Genomic DNA, 16,023 nt, shown 5'->3' on the forward strand with positions numbered 1-16,023 from the left:
TCCCTAATTTAGCCATTTAATTTTCGTTAAAATTGCATTTACATGTATTTCAATCGTATCAAACAATGGAATATCAACATCCGCTTTTGATATCAATAGAGGTAGTTCTGTGCAACCGAGAATGACTCCATCTAAATGACAACTTGCAGCTAATTTATTAATAATATTTAGAACGATCTTTTTTGATCGAGCCGTGAGAATACCATGACATAATTCATGGTAAATGATCTGATGAAGTAACTCCCGATCATAAGCATCGGGAATTACTACTTGCAGTCCTTTTTTAAGTAATTTATTTCTATAAAAGTCCTGTTCCATTGTATAACGGGTTCCAATTAACCCTACTTTCTTTGCTCCCAAATAATGTAAATAATCACCGGTTGCATCAATAATGTTAATTAACTTTTTATGGATCATTACATCCAGTTGGTTGGCTAACTTATTCGTAGTATTGGAGCAAATTGCGATTACATCTGAACCTGCTTTATCCAGCAAAACCACTTTTTCTTGAAGCAATCTTAATTCCATTGTCTCATTTTGTTGTTTTTGATGTTCAAGAATTTCTTCAAAATCAAAACTATACAATACTATTTTGGCTGAATGATTTTTGCCCTTTTCTTTATTGATAATCAAATTGAGTCGCTTGTAATATTCCATAGTAGAAGCCCAGCTCACACCACCTAGTAAACCAATGCACTTCATGCTGCACCTCGAAAATCCATTTCTTCATTAAACCGATTTGTTTTATTTTTCCTGTTTAAACTGTTTTTAAACGTCATCTGAATAAAATCAGACATTGAGATATTCATTTCTCGAAGCATTTTTGGGAAAAAGCTAGCCTGACTTAATCCAGGCAATGAATTGACTTCAAGGAAATAAATCTTTCCTTCTGAAACAATAAAATCCAGCCGAAACATGTTCTCAAACATCAAATCAGAAAAAATTCGTTTTGAAATATCAGCTATTTGAGCTGTAAATTTATTATAGGATTGAGGAATAATTCGCTCACTCACTCCAAATTTACAAAGCTTTTCTCGGCGACCAAAAAATCTATTTCGAGTGCGTACTAGAATTAGCGGTAATACTTCAATACTACTAAGATTTTCTATACAGCCACATGAATACTCCTCACCAGGAATATACTTTTGCACGAGTGCAATATTATCAATCTTTAAGATATCTATGATTAGACTTGAAGCAGCATTGAGCGACTTTTCATTAAGTATCATACGTTCAGTAAACATACTCGTGCCCAGTGAATTAGGTTTAATCACTATTTCTTGATTATAAAAAGGCAATAATTTTTCCTTTAGACTAGATATATCTGTATCTCTAATAGACACCATCGGTATTGGTTCTAATTTGGGATACATTGATTCAATATATTTTGAACAGTGAAATTTACTTTTACTGAGGCTAGATGAAAGCACCGAACCAAAAGAATTTTTTATATCTAAAATTTTTCCTAGACCTTGAATATGCCCATCCTCACCAAATTGGCCATATAACAAAGAAAACACATATTCGTTATTTTTTTTAATTTGTTGAAACGCTTTGATAATTGATAGCGGAGCGCTTTTACTCGTCATGTAATAATCAGGATCTTTATCAAAATTAAATGGTTTTCTAATCACCAATCCTTCTTCAGTTACATAATAAACGTATTGATATAGGTCTGTATCTTTTGCTTGATGTTGCAACTCTGAATAGATGCTGTGAAAAGTTCTTAAAGAAAGATCTCGTTCAACAGAAACACCGCCAAAGACGATGCTAATTTTGGGGTTTACAGTATTGTCCATAATAATTCTCCAATTGATGCAATAGGTTATCTTGAAGATAACGATTTAGTTTTAATATTTTGTTATTTGAAAATTTTGCTCACATTAATTTACAAACAATGTATTAGATAATTCCTGATCTGAACGGCTATGGATGCTGTTATCTTCATTCATAAAAATAACTTTAGGGATATGATTTGCCACCTGATGTTCATTAAGATTGCAGTAACAAATAATTATAATTTTATCACCTTCGTGAACAAGCCGCGCCGCAGCCCCATTCACACAAATCTCGCCACTCCCCTTGCGCCCCTTTATTACATAAGTTTCAAATCGAGCACCATTATTGATATTCACAATTTGAACTTTTTCATTTTCTTGGATGCCGGTTTCTAAGAGTAACTCCTCATCTATAGTGATGCTCCCGATATAATTCAGGTTGGCCTGAGTGATCGTAGCTCTATGGATTTTTGCTTTTAACATTGTAACTAACATCATTCCTCCTTTTTATATTTTTCTGAATTCCTAACAATATTGAATTAATTGCACACACAAGTTAATTACCATATGATTCAATCATACTTGACTTTTCAACCAAACCACTTTAAAAAATAATTTTATTGATTATTTATAAAACCCCTTTTTAAAAAGGGTTTTTTAAAAGGACTTAATTTCATGTTTACAACAATTGATGAAGAGAATGGAATAGTCAAAACACACTGGAATGAAATAAGAAATAGATTCCAAAAAGTTGATCCCCAGCTTTCCAAGCTAATAGATGACGTATCGCCAACTCAAAAAATGCCAATTTATTTGATTTACTTCCCATACGGAATGCTAAAAGGTGATACCAAAAACTCTTATTTGCCTCTATGGGATGGAGGTTATATTAAATTATCTGATTCAAATGTAGACAAAGAAATATGTAAAGATCTTAGTTATGGAATGCATTCGTCCCCTCTAGGAATAATTCTTGATAAGTACATTGAATACTTTATTGAATTTGACGATCAGGTATTTCCGTACCAAATTCATGGGCCAGGTACAATTTTCAATAAGGGAATGCTCTTAAAAAACAAAAATAAAAGAAATTACAGCCCCAATGGAATTCTGAAAGCGACATCAGGTGCAAGAACAGCATTTATGCTGCCAAGCATAAATAGCCATAACGGGATTAACAAACTTTCAAAAATTATTAATAATGAATTGACTACACCAAGAAAACATGCAGATCACTTTGATCTATTTGTAGCTATTAATCAATATAATAGCTACAAATGGAAATCATGTCTGGCATATTTTTCCGAAATTTGGATAACTCATTTACTTTCTGATCCCGCGTGGATTGAAATTAAAAATTATATACTTGAAGGAAAAAATAGTAATGATTCTTTTAGTTCTAATAGTGAATATTATGATATTTTCTATTCAAAAGCACAAAAAGATAGAAATCTTAGAACATCTAGTCCATATCTAACCAATACAGCCATTCACTTAATTAAAGTTGCATTAGGTAAGCATCCTGGATACATACCTGCCACATCAGAAAACTTGCTACCACTAGAAAATATACAAAAAATTATGTCCGATGCATTTCAATTAAGAAAAACGCCAACAGTTATGGTTCCTCACTCACTACTATATGAGAATGAGAAAGAACCAGTCTATTATTCAATGCAAAATCCAACTACTCCTCATTTTCTTACCAAAAAAAATGAACGAGTTACTGCAAACCAAGAGATTGATGTAGTTCATGGGATCTTAAGTAAATTTGTTGAAGAAATGTCTAAAAATGATTCGCTTTTATCAGGAACAATTTTTTCTGAACTTTCAAATAATATTATATTTAACTACTTTCATAATTATCCTCCAAAAGATAACAATCTTATTAAAAACTCACGGGATCTTGCAACCTTAGATCCAAGATTTAGATTTTGTTTTCATGAAAATCACTACAGTGAATTTAGCTTTGAAGGACAATTTTTAAGAGGATGTGTTCAAATCCAACCCATAAGTGCTAACAACCTGATTTTATAAGTTATATCTTATGGAAGAAAAACCAATGAATAAAAAAATATTAAATTTATACTTCGGTGTTCCAAAGCTTACAAAAATGCTTCTTCCAATTATTTTTCTGGAGCATGTTGTTATTGCATTTTGTTTAAATATTGCGGCTTATTTTAGAAAAATTAATTATTTCAATTATGATCTTATAGGTCAATTTATATCAACGTACTATTTTGGGTGTTTATTAGGTGCTCTCATTGGAGGAGCACTGACTTTACATTTTTACACAACAAAAATTTCTGGCATTGGGATGCTCTTTATTAGTGTTGATCTTTACTGTCTATTAAGCTCATCAAATCAATGGATAATTAACTTATTAATGTTTTTACTTGGACTAATTGGAACAATAGTAGCTACTAGCAATACAGTCAGTTTGATAAGAACGGTTAAAGAAAATATCAAACTAAAAGTAATAAGTTTAGAATTGATTTTATTTAACCTCGCTTTCTCATTAGTTAGTTTTATATTGCTTGATTTAAACTCAAAAGAGATATTTCAATTCATGAAATATTTTTCAGTTATACTTTTTTTTGCGGGGTTATCAGCATTAATTTTTTATCGAAATCTTATTTTTGCTCCTTTGCAAAAAAAATCCTATAATTCAAAGTCATTTTTACCTCCAAAAAAACAAGAGTTTTTCATTTTAATCAGCATGATTTTTTGTTTCGGATTAGTTTTCTCAATGGTAAAAGTAGTATTTGCTCCTACTCTAATAGAGCGATTTGGAAGCAATGCAATATCAGCCACTATCGCCTCAATTAATCCATGGATTATATTTTTTATTCAACCACTTATTGTTAACCGTATCAAGAACTCCAACTCAACATGGTTTTTAGGCTGCGGAGGATTAATTGTCGGACTTAGCTACTTCACATTTGGAATGGTTAGCTCCTTTGCATTAACTGTAATTGTTTTAATTCTACTAACTTTTGGAGAGATGATGTTTTCTCCTTTGTCAAAACATTTAAACATTCAATTATACGGTGAAGGCAAAGAAGGAATTGCTTCAGGCATATGGAGAGCCGTATTTTTGGGGAGTGGTATATTAGGCCCTGTACTATCTGGTTATATTACTGAATATTATGGCTCATATATAGTATGGGAATGTTGCTCTTTACTAGGGCTAATTTGTTTTACATTTTCATTCTTTTTAAAAAAAATAAAGCAACGAACCTTATATAACAAAATAATTTTAGATAACTAAAAAAATTTCGAGGAGGTAAAAATGAATATTTACGAAACACTAATTTATTTAGCAACCGAACCATATGAAAAAAAAGTAGGGCTAAAAGATGAGTTAAAAACTTCTAATGCAATTTTTAATGAATTAAAAAAAGAATTTTCTGTAGACTCTTCTAATAGTCAATTAGTAATAGATATTAGACAAGCTTGCGAAACTATGGTTTATAAAAATTAAAAACTGGTGAAAACTTGAACAAATTATTTATTGTAGGATGCGGAATCAAATTTTTATCGCACATGACATTGGAAGTTCAATTTGTTATTCAAAAAAGCGATTGTGTTGTTTATCTGGTCAATGATCCAGCAATGAAACAATGGATCATTGATAATAGTGTTAAAGCTATATGTCTAGACTCTATCTATTTTAGTTTTACAGATAGGAGCCATGCTTACAATTCAATAAGTCAAGAAATCGTCAAGATAGCAAAAGAAAATATAAATACTTGTTTTGTCATTTATGGCCATCCATTTTTTCTGACAACCTCTTCTGAACAGATAATTAGAAATATTGAAAGAAGTTCATTAGATATACAAATTGAAATTTTACCGGGAATTTCAAGCTTGGACTGCCTACTATGTGATTTGCGTATAGATCCAGGGCGTGGAGGAATCCAAGCTTATGAATCAACGGAATTTATTAATAAAGATTACAAAATTAATTCGGGCAGCCATTTAGTTTTATGGCAGATTGGCGTTATTGGTATAAGCACTATTATTAACGATGAGAAAGAGCTTGTTTGTCTAGTCGAGAGAGCACAAGCACTGAACAAACTAAAAGAAAAACTACTAATATGGTATAAAATAGACCATCCAGTTGTTTTATATACTGCTTCAATGTATCCATCTATAGCTTTTGAGAAATTGGACATTTCTATTTCTCAATTAGATGTAACAGTTATCCATAGATTAACCACTGCTTATGTTCCACCAAAGTTAGAAACAAAATAAAAGATTATTTATATGTAAACATGTGCAAATTTTTTGTTTTTCAATAATATTTTACATAAAAGGTGAGGATGCCTCAGGCTTAACAGCCCAGCCTACGATTATTTAGTTTTTTTTGCCAATGAGATTACCTAACACATACAATCTTGAGCCCAACCAGAACACCGCTCTATAGCATGCGCGTCGGTATTCTAAGGATTACGCCTAGCGAGTTGTACACAGCCCCTAGCGCTCTTGGATTTCATACTCCATTCGTTTTCTTTCCACTGATGAAGAAGTACGAAGTTTCGCTAAATTTAATTTCATTAACATTTTAATGTAAAACCACCCTAGATCAAATTCAGTATCTAAAAACGATAATTTTGCAGAGGTAGGATTGTTATGATGATTGTTATGTAACTCCTCTCCATTTAACAAAATACCCATATGCATTAAATTACGCGAATTATCTTTAGTACCGAAGTTTCGGTAACCATATACATGCGTCAGTGCAGCAAATGCCCCAAATAAAACCAGCGTAATTACAAAAATGTTGATATCCCACATGACTACCCCCCATAAGCCAAAGAGTAGAATGTATAAAGCTAAGAAAATGATTAATCCTAACGATTGAAATTTAATAAACAGCAATTTCTCCAGTGCATCGTTATCAGAGATAGTGCCGTATTTTTCTATAAGTGATGAAGGATTGCATTCCGCACAAATTTCAAACCCACCCATAAATAGGTTTAATGTTCCCTTATATATCGGACTATGTGGATCAGCAGGTAAGTCTGCCTTTTGATGGTGTAATCTATGGATGGCAACCCATTCAGCTCTGTTTAGGCCCGTGGCAAACCAGAGCCAAAAACGACTAAAATATCTTATTGCAGGGACAAGCTCAATTGACCGATGTGTTTCGCTTCGATGTAAATAAATACTGAACACAACAATGGTGATATGGTAAATAATAATACAAAATATTACTTTTCCTTCCCAACCTATATTCAATATCCCATGAAGAAGAATTTGATTGTTGAAAATCAGGCCAAAAAGCCAGTAAATAAAAAGAAAAGACACCACTAATAAAACGTCTTTAGATAAAATTCTATGATTTCGAATCATCATTATACCTCTTCTATAAACTCATTCTTATACGTTTACATTGAACAAGTTCTATTTAGCATTTATCTTATTAAAGCGATTTCCGCTCAAAGAGTTCGTTCCACCATTGTTTTTTCTTAACTCCTGTGGAACTCGATTAAGATCATGAACAACTTTAATTTTCTCTAAAAAACATAATAAATAATAAGTAATGTCTATTTGCCACCAACGAAATCCCTGGCTTGTTGACCTTTGATAATAATGATGATTATTGTGCCATCCTTCACCCATGGTAATTAAAGCCAGGAGAAAATTGTTACGACTTTCATCTCCTGTCTCAAATGTTTTTTTGCCCCATACATGGCAAAGTGAATTGATAGAAAAAGTAGCATGGAAAAGAACCGTGGTTGAAATAACCCCCCAAATAACTAACTGCATGCCGGTAGTATGTAATTTAGGATAATAATTTGCTAAAAAACTTCCTGCCAAATAAAGCATGAAAAAAACACCAATAGGTACCACCGTATCAAAACGATTCAACAAGCGTAATTCCGGATATTTTGCAAAATCCTGTATTGCGTTGTAGTCTGTTTTAAAATTGTTTGAATAAAAAATCCAGCCGACATGACTCCACAATAGACCATGTCGAACGGGAGAATGAGGATCTTCTGATTGCTCTGTATATCGATGATGAATACGGTGATGACTTGCCCACCAAAGTGGCCCTCTTTGTAAGGCAGAATTACCCAATGCAGCAAAAACAAATTGCCAAAACCGATTTGTTTTAAAAGTCTTATGTGAAAAATAACGATGATAAAAACCAGTTATAGCAAACATTCTCACGAAATAAAGTAAAAGAGCAGTAAAAACTGCGGTAATACTCCATCCAACCCAGATCACGCCCAAACAAGATAAATGAAATAATATAAAAATAACAAGGCGAGTCCAATGTATCGTGTCTTGTTTTAAATTACGCTCTTTTAATCCAGTATCAAACCATCCATGCATGAGGGACATTAGCGATTTGAATTTCATTTTTTTACCATCACAAATGAAAATGAAATCAGTGAGAGTTTTGATATCTTCGCTGAAAATCAAGCATACACATCAGCTTGTTGCTCGGAACATCATATGAAAATACAACTCATACACCACCATAAACTCAGCGTCCTGTCTGCATTACAGCCAGAATACTATAATTTTTTAAGTGTAGCAGATACTAGAAATTTAGTGGCAAATATTTGTCAATATGACAAAAAATTACCAAAACTTAACTAATTTTTTTATGCTGCATGATTATTTATAAGACAAAAACTAAGGATTGGGCTTGTCTTCTGTTCCAGCAATTACCTCACCAATTGACTTTTCATTGAATACTATATTAAAAAAGCCAACCCCCACTCCCGCAACCCAACGCCAGGTAGTTTCCAGATTTGACGGTGGAGAAATATTATCCAAGCGTTCGATTTCTTCTTGGCTAGGGTGCAATTCACGCAAAGAGTTCACGTAAGTAGCCATTGTTTCGGCGACTTTAGGCGTCATTTCAGTTTGTTCATATAAATAACTGAGAAATCGTTTTGCCATACTTAAGCGTGTGGCATAGAGCTCATCATCTTTTATCTTGATACGCTCTAAATGTAAAATATAATCATCAAGGAGATATCTAGGCCCAGTAACCACATTGATTTTGTTTAAAACCTCAAGCACTTCTTTTTTATCAGTACGGTCTACACTCTTATAAAACTTTGCTTGCATCTCATCTAATCGCTCTTTATAAGTAAACGAATTGAGCTTAGCAAGACGTTCTTGCATTAACTTCTCAACTGTAGCTTGCTTTATTTTTTCTTGTGGGGGCATTTTCATATCCAAGCCAGACGCATGAAAAACCATACAGATAAACAACGCATGGGTAATTGCTTTAAGCGCATAATCTAAATTTCCTTGTAAGGGCCTGGACTCCCCCTCAGATACAGCCTGTAAGATGGCTATTTTTTTTGCGTCTTCGTCTGAATAATCATTATTTAACCATTCAAAAATCAAAAAATTTATGGTGTCCTCTGCCCCCACCAGTGCATATTTCTGAGTAACAAAATCGATCCACTCCAAAAAAAGGAGATATTTTCCCTCGCGCAGAGCTTTAATGTATTCAGAACTTGATGCAAGCATGACGATCCTTGACTGCTTTTTTTGAATATTATCCTATACTTAAAAAACATAAACATGCAAATGGTGCACGCTATGAAAAGGAAGTGGTATGTAACTATTGCAGTATCTCTTTTACCCTTTAATTTAGCTCTCGCAAACTCTTCAAATTGCGATTTAACGCAATTTCGTTGGGAATGTGATTTGCCGGTGCAAGTTACTCCGAAACCCGGAGCTACTTCACTCGTATATTGTGGTGACTCTTATGGCTACATCACCAAACAGGAGTATGACATACTCGCTCGCTATCAACGCGCCAATGTGAATATGGTTTTAGATATTAATGGTGAGTACATAGACAGTCCTTGTATCGGCGCCCAAAGATAGTACAATAGCCTACAATTATGTCTCTATTGTGGGACATATCGTAGTCTGGGTGTGCAGTAGAACCTGGGCTTTCTGATTTTTTAGCATTCCCAGGGTTCGCAACGCCGCACCCAGGCTACAAGTAGATTAATGAGATGATCATTGAACTCGATGGTATTCCTATAGAAATATCAAGAAAAAAAATTAAAAACATGAACTTACGCATTTATCCCCCAGATGGTGCTGTTAAGGTAAGTGTCCCTTTGCGTTTCAGTGAGCAACTTATAAGAGAAAGTCTTGCATCTAAAAGTGCATGGATTCATCAGCAAAGAGAGCGCATCCGTAGTCGCTCTGTTGCCGAAGAATGTACATTTGCCACCGGAACCACTGTACCATTCCAGGGGAAGAAATACTTATTAATCATTGAAGAACATCATGGCCCCGCACAAATTAAACTCCATGATGAGCTGATGTACTGTTATACCCAACCGCACAGTTCTCCCGCGCAAATACAAACCATTATTGAGCGCTGGTATAAGCAACAAATGCAGATATTATTACCCAATCTCATTCAGCATTGGGAAACTATTATTGGTGTCAAAGTCGCCGACTGGGGAATAAGAAAAATGAAAACGCGCTGGGGCTCATGCAATACGAAAGCAGCACGTATTTGGTTAAATCTCAACCTCGCAAAAAAAACACCCATTTGTTTGGAGTATGTTCTTGTTCATGAATTGATTCATCTGCTAGAAGCAAGTCATAATAAACGCTTTTATGAACTAATGAGCAAATTCATGCCACAATGGCGTGAATATGAGTATCAACTTGAAGGTCGGATGCTTTGATTGATTCAGAACAACTTATTCATAACCTTTGTACCCAAGGGTTTTATATTATTGACGGCTTTCTTGAGCCAAGCCAATGCCAATCATTGCGTGCCACTGCCCAAGAGTTGTATGAATTAGGACTGTTTCGCGGGGCTAAAATCGGCCTTAAATTGGATTTACATAAAAATGATGTCATTCGCGCTGATGAAATTCTTTGGCTAGATGAACATGAGACTAATCCATCGATACAAGTCTTTTTAAAACAAATGCAACATTTAGCACATCTCTTCAATCAGTCACTTTTTTTAGGTCTACATGAATTTGAAACCCATTTTGCAGCATATCAGCCGGGCACTTATTATAAAAAACACGTGGATCAATTTGCAGCACAAAAGACACGAAAAATTTCATGCGTATATTATTTAAACAAAAACTGGAAGGCTGAATATGGTGGTGAGTTAAAGCTCTACACTACGGATGGTCAATTGATTGAGAATGTTTTGCCCCTCGAGAATCGGTTCATCTGTTTTAATAGTGAATTACCACATGAGGTTTGTGTAACTCATCAACCGCGATACAGTATTACTGGTTGGATGAAAACTCGGTCTCACTTTTTAGTGAACAAGCATGAGTTCTCCAATTCATAAATAGATTAGTAATTAAACAATCGTATCCCTGCTCGCGAAACAACCTGATTATTGTGTATAATGGCATTTTTATTTTCACTTAACCTCTATGCATGCCTTAGACATTAAACAGTTATATAAAACCTATGCGAATGGTGTACAAGCATTAAAGGGTATTGATTTAACTATAAACACAGGCGATTTTTTTGCTTTATTGGGCGCGAACGGCGCGGGAAAATCAACTACCATTGGTTTAATTACTACACTACTTAATAAGACATCCGGTAGTATTAGTATCCATGGATATGATTTAGAAAAAGAACCAGAGAAAGCCAAATCGTGTTTAGGACTTGTGCCCCAAGAAATCAATCTTAATATTTTTGAAACTTGTACACAAACTCTTCTAAATCAAGCGGGTTACTATGGGATTTCAAGAAAAAGTGCGCTGCCACGCGTTGAATCCCTCCTACAGCAGCTAGGCCTGTGGGAGAAAAGAAATTCTATAGCGCGCCATTTATCTGGTGGGATGAAACGTCGATTGATGATCGCCAGAGCTTTAGTTCATCAACCTAAGGTATTGATTCTTGATGAGCCTACAGCTGGTGTCGACATAGAAATCCGACACAGTATGTGGGAGTTTCTTACCCGAACTAATGCGGAAGGAACGACCATTATTCTCACGACGCATTATCTGGAAGAAGCAGAACAGCTGTGTAAAAGCATCGCCATCATTGATAAAGGGGAAATTATAAAAAACACGTCCATGAAAGCCTTGCTACAAACACTGCATCATCAAACTTTTATTTTCAACACAGAAAACCGCATCGATACTTTACCCGATTTATACCCCTTTAAACCCTCTCTGGTTGATAGCAATACAATCGAACTCCGGGTAGATAACAATCTGAACTTAAACGATGCATTTGCGCTGCTCACCAAAAATGGAATAAAAATTCATAGCATGCGCAATAAAACCAATCGCTTGGAAGAACTCTTTTTGGATCTGATAAAAAATGGCCATTAAACAACAGATTATCGCACTATATACTTTAGTACGTCGCGAATTAGTGCGTATGTTTCGCATTGCGACTCAAGTTTTTTTACCGCCAGTAATTACAACGACCCTCTATTTTCTCATTTTCGGCAGTTTAATTGGCCCTCGTATCGGCTCAATTCAAGGAGTCAGCTATCCAACGTTCATTGCACCTGGATTGATTATGATGTCTGTCATCGTGAACTCCTATGGCAATGTCTCCTCCTCGCTTTATAGTGTTCGTTTTCAAAAAAGTATTGATGAAATGCTCGTCAGTCCAATGCATAACAGTCTCCTGCTTCTTGGTTACGTTTTAGGAGGCGTGTTTAGAGGGTTAATCGTTGCTGCATTAGTCTATATTATTGCTAGTTTTTTCTTAACTATTGAGTTAGGCCATTTGCCGATGACATTATTGGTTGTATTACTGGTATCCGCAGTGTTTTCTCTGGCAGGTTTTACCAATGCGATGGTTGCCAGAAACTTTGATGATATTATGATTATTCCAACCTTCATACTCACACCACTTACCTATTTAGGGGGAGTATTTTACAGTATCAATATGCTTCCTGAATTCTGGCAAAAGGTATCTTGGCTCAATCCCATTTTATACATGGTTAATGCGCTTAGAAGTGCCATGATTGGTCAAAGTGAGGTTAATACAACTTTAGCGATGGGAATTATCGTATTAATGCTGGCATTACTTACCTTCCTCAATATGATTTTATTAAAAAAAGGGGTAGGGTTTCGCGAATAACCACGTTTAAGACGCGCTGATACTTCATCGATAGTGTGACCTATGTGGCCCGTACTAGCGCAGCATAACGGGAATTTTGTCTTAATCCCGGATTACGACTGTGTCGAATCCGGGCTACACTTCTTAATCTGCATTGTCAAAAACGCTTAGACTGTCCCTGGAATCTGACAAATTATGGAAATATCGGCAATTGTAGCAGCTTGAGCCGCCTGTGTTGCCGTAGAGGTTGAGGTTCCGGTTACTTGAGCTGTAGCCACATAGGATACACTGTCAGCCCCGCCCCCAGCATCATTGGTAACCGTCTTCCCTGCTCCAGTTGTGACTGTTGTTACATCAACAACCGTTTTGACTTCTCCTTCTTTAGGGAATGGAGCGTTATCAATCCGATCTGCAGTAACACGAACACTTGCACCTGGTCGAAGATATTCATTTTTTGCTAAAACCAGACCATCAAGAACCTGAATATAGGTCATTTTAGGAGAGGCGACATAGACACGTACATCCGTTCCCAGTATCGCCAGTGATAAAATTGGCGTTTTAAGCGACTCTTTAATCTTTTCCGGAGTTTTGATTTCTACCTTACCTTTACTCAATTCTGCCTTAATTTGTACAGACTCCTTAGGAGCATAAGCCAGAATTTTATAGTTTGAATTTGAGCCTATATTAACGAGCGCACCATTTGAATATTGAAGGTTCGCTCCAGCATCATCACCAGTAATCACCTCATCACCAGGCTCCAAAGCAGAACCTCGAGTAAGTGTACGCTCAGCCCCATTATGATGTGCTACCACCTTTTTTTGGGTGGATAAAACAGTAGCGGCAGATTGAGCGAATACCTGACCGGCTAACATAAGTAACCCTGTAACAATTATTTTTTTCATATATATTCCCGTACACTTTTTTCATTAAAAATAATTATGAGCACCTTGCATGTCATTTATGCTGGTGCATATAAACTCCATCCCAATGTTCAGGAGGAGGAGTTTCCATGAATGCTTTAATGCGTTCATGGTACATCTGATATAAATAAACATTAGGAAATTTGGTTTTTAGCGCAGTAAATTTTTTTTCTGCTGACGACCAATTCTGTGCAGAGTACTCATCCAAAGCCCTATGGTATTCTTCCAACTCAGTTAAAACCTCTTCCGAAACCTCACCAACCGCACCCAAAGGTTGGTAGATAATCAAACCGCTTTTTCTTCCTTTCACTGTAATTTTATCAATCACTCTCCAGACAAAGTGGTCTTGTCCTGCACGTGTTCCATCACTCACTAAAATAGTTACCTGATAAAATTTGGTTAAATCTTGCAATCGAGAAGCAAGATTCACTGTATCGCCAATAACAGTATACGCACGTCGAAACTCTGAGCCCATGTCGCCAACATTCATCATTCCTGTTGCTAACCCAATGCCAATATTCACTTTGGGTAAGTCTTTTTCCTGCATTGTTACATTAATTTCCGGTAATTGCTTTGCTATCGTTAATGCACAAACAATAGCATGAGATGCATGCTCTTCATCATGTATAGGTGCTCCCCAAAATGCAACAATCATATCGCCTACATATTTATCAATAGTTCCTCTAAAACTAAAAATGATTTCTGTAATCGGCGTAAAAAAGGTATTCAATAAACGTTTCACTGCGGATGCATCCAAAGTCTCGCTGACTCCGGTGAAATTACGTATGTCACTAAATAGAACCGTCATATTACGTTCTTGCCCTTCCATACTGTATTGATCAGGAGACTCAATGAGCTCTTTTACATAGTCCTCGGGAACGTATTGGCCAAACAACTGATTTATTTTCCTTTTTTGTCTTCTTTCAATAATAAATAAATAAGCATAATTCGTTATGGTGATGAGCACGATTAAGGTGAGCATTAATGCGATAGGAATATATACACTTTTTGCCACAAATAGATATATCGATAAAACCCGAATGGCGATGATACACATTACTGCAAAGATCAACATTCTGGAAACACTCAAGAAGGAGATTAAAAAAGTAAAAACCAATCCAAGCAGTACTAAATACACTCGTCCTGTATTAGTATTCCAATCAAATTCTGATACTAATTGCTGCCCAACAATGCCTTGAACCATATTCCCTACCATCTCCACGCCAGGAAACGATTGTGCAACAGGAGATTGGTGCAGGTCAGCTAAAAGAATGATTGTTGAACCAATAATAGCAATTGCGCCCTGTAATTCGTCCGCATTAATTTTGCCGCGTATAATATCCGTTGCAGAATAATAATTTTGTGCACCAATTTGTCCCCAAAATGGAATCAAAATTTGCCCATGCGAATTGGTAGGGATAAAGACATTCCCCATTTGAATGCCATACAATTGCTGTCCATGAGTTTTCAGTGAAATATGCTGCGCCATCAAATAATTCATGGCCGTTGCAAAGGCTAATGTTGGATATAACTTGTTATCGTAACTGGCTAACATAAGTCCATGTCGTATCGTTCCATCCAGATCGGGAACATTTGTCACGGCCCCTGCTTGGGTTGATGCATTCAAAAATAAGGGTAAACAGCCGTTGTATCCAGAAAATTGATAGAGAGGGAGATGGGCTCTGCATAACTGCTTGCCTTCAGGATTAGTTAGAGGCAAAGGTAACACTCCTTTCCTGATTTGCTTGTCATTATGAAACAAAAAACCTAACACCACATTATGATCCATCAATGCTTGAGCCAAAATACGATCATTATCCACTTTAGGAGCAATTTGCTCGAGTAGATTAGGTAACTGTTTTTGCTCTGGAGACAATTGCAAGATGAGTTTATTCAATTCATTTTTTAGGCCTATCGCGTAATTTACCTCTGCTTCAGCCATCACAATATCTGTTGCAATCGTAACAACTCCGTTTTGCTTTAGTTTATTAATTAAATCAGCCATCTTATCCCTGGGCCAAGGCCAGCGCCCTTCTTGTTGCACTGATTTATCATCAATATCAATAATAACAACTCGAGGAATTGTTTGATGAGGACGCCAATTTAATTGAACAACTTGATCATATGTTCGATAGTCCAATTGAGTAATAAATGAACTGAGAAGAGGAATTTGAATTACATCTGCCAAAAAAATAAGAGACACCCAGAAAAAACCTAAAAGGATTTGTGTCCATTTAGATTTCATTGCTTTCGGTGAAAAG

Annotated in this window: 17 protein-coding genes; 9 read left to right on the top strand and 8 right to left on the bottom strand. The window is 35.6% G+C overall.

Annotated features, from left to right (window positions below; translation table 11 throughout):
- Positions 1-3: 3 nt before the first annotated feature.
- From Lste_RS03705 to panD, 3 genes are all read right to left on the bottom strand, one after another.
- Positions 4-702, bottom strand: coding sequence for an aspartate/glutamate racemase family protein (locus tag Lste_RS03705; RefSeq protein ID WP_058509742.1), 699 nt, complete (start codon positions 700-702; stop codon positions 4-6).
- Positions 699-1,799 (bottom strand): ATP-grasp domain-containing protein, encoded by a 1,101-nt coding sequence (locus Lste_RS03710; protein ID WP_058509743.1) that lies wholly within the window; start codon positions 1,797-1,799, stop codon positions 699-701. Before Lste_RS03710 ends, Lste_RS03705 begins: the two co-directional genes overlap by 4 nt.
- A gap of 84 nt (positions 1,800-1,883) precedes the next feature.
- The gene (gene panD, locus Lste_RS03715) at positions 1,884-2,261 is read right to left on the bottom strand and encodes an aspartate 1-decarboxylase (RefSeq protein WP_337589284.1); all 378 of its coding nucleotides are present in this window, start codon (positions 2,259-2,261) and stop codon (positions 1,884-1,886) included.
- Between the two features lie 192 nt (positions 2,262-2,453).
- On the opposite strand from panD, the gene Lste_RS03720 reads away from it, so the two are divergent.
- From Lste_RS03720 to Lste_RS03735, 4 genes are read left to right on the top strand one after another with little or no spacing between them, the layout of a single operon-like run.
- A complete protein-coding gene (locus Lste_RS03720; RefSeq protein WP_058509745.1) occupies positions 2,454-3,815 on the top strand; it encodes a hypothetical protein in 1,362 nt (453 codons plus the stop codon).
- Positions 3,816-3,840: 25 nt separating this feature from the next.
- Positions 3,841-5,049 carry an MFS transporter gene (locus Lste_RS03725; protein ID WP_058509746.1) on the top strand — a complete coding sequence of 403 codons (1,209 nt, stop codon included), beginning with the start codon at positions 3,841-3,843 and terminating at the stop codon, positions 5,047-5,049.
- A gap of 21 nt (positions 5,050-5,070) precedes the next feature.
- The gene (locus Lste_RS03730) at positions 5,071-5,262 is read left to right on the top strand and encodes a hypothetical protein (protein ID WP_058509747.1); all 192 of its coding nucleotides are present in this window, start codon (positions 5,071-5,073) and stop codon (positions 5,260-5,262) included.
- Positions 5,263-5,276: 14 nt separating this feature from the next.
- Positions 5,277-6,035, top strand: coding sequence for an SAM-dependent methyltransferase (locus tag Lste_RS03735; protein ID WP_083503898.1), 759 nt, complete (start codon positions 5,277-5,279; stop codon positions 6,033-6,035).
- A gap of 222 nt (positions 6,036-6,257) precedes the next feature.
- On the opposite strand, the gene Lste_RS03740 is transcribed toward Lste_RS03735, so the two are convergent.
- The 3 genes from Lste_RS03740 to Lste_RS03750 form a co-directional block, all read right to left on the bottom strand.
- On the bottom strand, positions 6,258-7,139 hold the full coding sequence (locus Lste_RS03740) for an acyl-CoA desaturase (protein WP_058509749.1): 882 nt from the start codon (positions 7,137-7,139) through the stop codon (positions 6,258-6,260).
- Positions 7,140-7,187: 48 nt separating this feature from the next.
- A complete protein-coding gene (locus Lste_RS03745; RefSeq protein WP_083503905.1) occupies positions 7,188-8,150 on the bottom strand; it encodes an acyl-CoA desaturase in 963 nt (320 codons plus the stop codon).
- Between the two features lie 279 nt (positions 8,151-8,429).
- On the bottom strand, positions 8,430-9,281 hold the full coding sequence (locus tag Lste_RS03750; RefSeq protein WP_058509750.1) for a helical bundle domain-containing protein: 852 nt from the start codon (positions 9,279-9,281) through the stop codon (positions 8,430-8,432).
- A 72-nt stretch (positions 9,282-9,353) separates the two neighbouring features.
- Here Lste_RS03750 and Lste_RS03755 point away from each other — a divergent pair, with 72 nt between their 5' ends.
- From Lste_RS03755 to Lste_RS03775, 5 genes are all read left to right on the top strand, one after another.
- Positions 9,354-9,644, top strand: coding sequence for a hypothetical protein (locus tag Lste_RS03755; protein WP_058509751.1), 291 nt, complete (start codon positions 9,354-9,356; stop codon positions 9,642-9,644).
- A 134-nt stretch (positions 9,645-9,778) separates the two neighbouring features.
- Positions 9,779-10,468 (top strand): M48 family metallopeptidase, encoded by a 690-nt coding sequence (locus tag Lste_RS03760; protein ID WP_058509752.1) that lies wholly within the window; start codon positions 9,779-9,781, stop codon positions 10,466-10,468.
- Positions 10,465-11,097: a 2OG-Fe(II) oxygenase gene (locus Lste_RS03765; protein WP_058509753.1), complete on the top strand. Its 633-nt coding sequence runs from the start codon at positions 10,465-10,467 to the stop codon at positions 11,095-11,097. The genes Lste_RS03760 and Lste_RS03765 overlap by 4 nt, the downstream gene beginning before the upstream one ends.
- Positions 11,098-11,185: 88 nt before the next feature.
- Positions 11,186-12,100, top strand: coding sequence for an ABC transporter ATP-binding protein (locus Lste_RS03770; RefSeq protein WP_058509754.1), 915 nt, complete (start codon positions 11,186-11,188; stop codon positions 12,098-12,100).
- Entirely contained in the window at positions 12,090-12,863 is a 774-nt protein-coding gene (locus Lste_RS03775) for an ABC transporter permease (protein ID WP_058509755.1), read from the top strand. Before Lste_RS03770 ends, Lste_RS03775 begins: the two co-directional genes overlap by 11 nt.
- Before the next feature lie 146 nt (positions 12,864-13,009).
- Here Lste_RS03775 and Lste_RS03780 read toward each other — a convergent pair whose 3' ends face one another.
- Both Lste_RS03780 and Lste_RS03785 read right to left on the bottom strand, forming a co-directional pair.
- Positions 13,010-13,744, bottom strand: a complete 735-nt coding sequence (locus tag Lste_RS03780) for a FecR family protein (RefSeq protein ID WP_058509756.1) — start codon at positions 13,742-13,744, stop codon at positions 13,010-13,012.
- A gap of 52 nt (positions 13,745-13,796) precedes the next feature.
- Entirely contained in the window at positions 13,797-16,007 is a 2,211-nt protein-coding gene (locus tag Lste_RS03785; RefSeq protein WP_058509757.1) for a CHASE2 domain-containing protein, read from the bottom strand.
- Positions 16,008-16,023: the final 16 nt, after the last annotated feature.

This window comes from Legionella steelei (assembly GCF_001468005.1).
Classification (GTDB): Bacteria; Pseudomonadota; Gammaproteobacteria; order Legionellales; family Legionellaceae; genus Legionella; species Legionella steelei.

Coding starts and splice junctions, on each gene's coding strand:
- Lste_RS03705 (WP_058509742.1), bottom strand. CDS start 702: ATGAAGTGCATTGGTTTACTAGGTGGTGTGAGCTGGGCTTCTACTATG.
- Lste_RS03710 (WP_058509743.1), bottom strand. CDS start 1,799: ATGGACAATACTGTAAACCCCAAAATTAGCATCGTCTTTGGCGGTGTT.
- panD (WP_337589284.1), bottom strand. CDS start 2,261: ATGTTAAAAGCAAAAATCCATAGAGCTACGATCACTCAGGCCAACCTG.
- Lste_RS03720 (WP_058509745.1), top strand. CDS start 2,454: ATGTTTACAACAATTGATGAAGAGAATGGAATAGTCAAAACACACTGG.
- Lste_RS03725 (WP_058509746.1), top strand. CDS start 3,841: ATGAATAAAAAAATATTAAATTTATACTTCGGTGTTCCAAAGCTTACA.
- Lste_RS03730 (WP_058509747.1), top strand. CDS start 5,071: ATGAATATTTACGAAACACTAATTTATTTAGCAACCGAACCATATGAA.
- Lste_RS03740 (WP_058509749.1), bottom strand. CDS start 7,139: ATGATGATTCGAAATCATAGAATTTTATCTAAAGACGTTTTATTAGTG.
- Lste_RS03745 (WP_083503905.1), bottom strand. CDS start 8,150: ATGAAATTCAAATCGCTAATGTCCCTCATGCATGGATGGTTTGATACT.
- Lste_RS03750 (WP_058509750.1), bottom strand. CDS start 9,281: ATGCTTGCATCAAGTTCTGAATACATTAAAGCTCTGCGCGAGGGAAAA.
- Lste_RS03755 (WP_058509751.1), top strand. CDS start 9,354: ATGAAAAGGAAGTGGTATGTAACTATTGCAGTATCTCTTTTACCCTTT.
- Lste_RS03760 (WP_058509752.1), top strand. CDS start 9,779: ATGATCATTGAACTCGATGGTATTCCTATAGAAATATCAAGAAAAAAA.
- Lste_RS03770 (WP_058509754.1), top strand. CDS start 11,186: ATGCATGCCTTAGACATTAAACAGTTATATAAAACCTATGCGAATGGT.
- Lste_RS03775 (WP_058509755.1), top strand. CDS start 12,090: ATGGCCATTAAACAACAGATTATCGCACTATATACTTTAGTACGTCGC.
- Lste_RS03780 (WP_058509756.1), bottom strand. CDS start 13,744: ATGAAAAAAATAATTGTTACAGGGTTACTTATGTTAGCCGGTCAGGTA.
- Lste_RS03785 (WP_058509757.1), bottom strand. CDS start 16,007: ATGAAATCTAAATGGACACAAATCCTTTTAGGTTTTTTCTGGGTGTCT.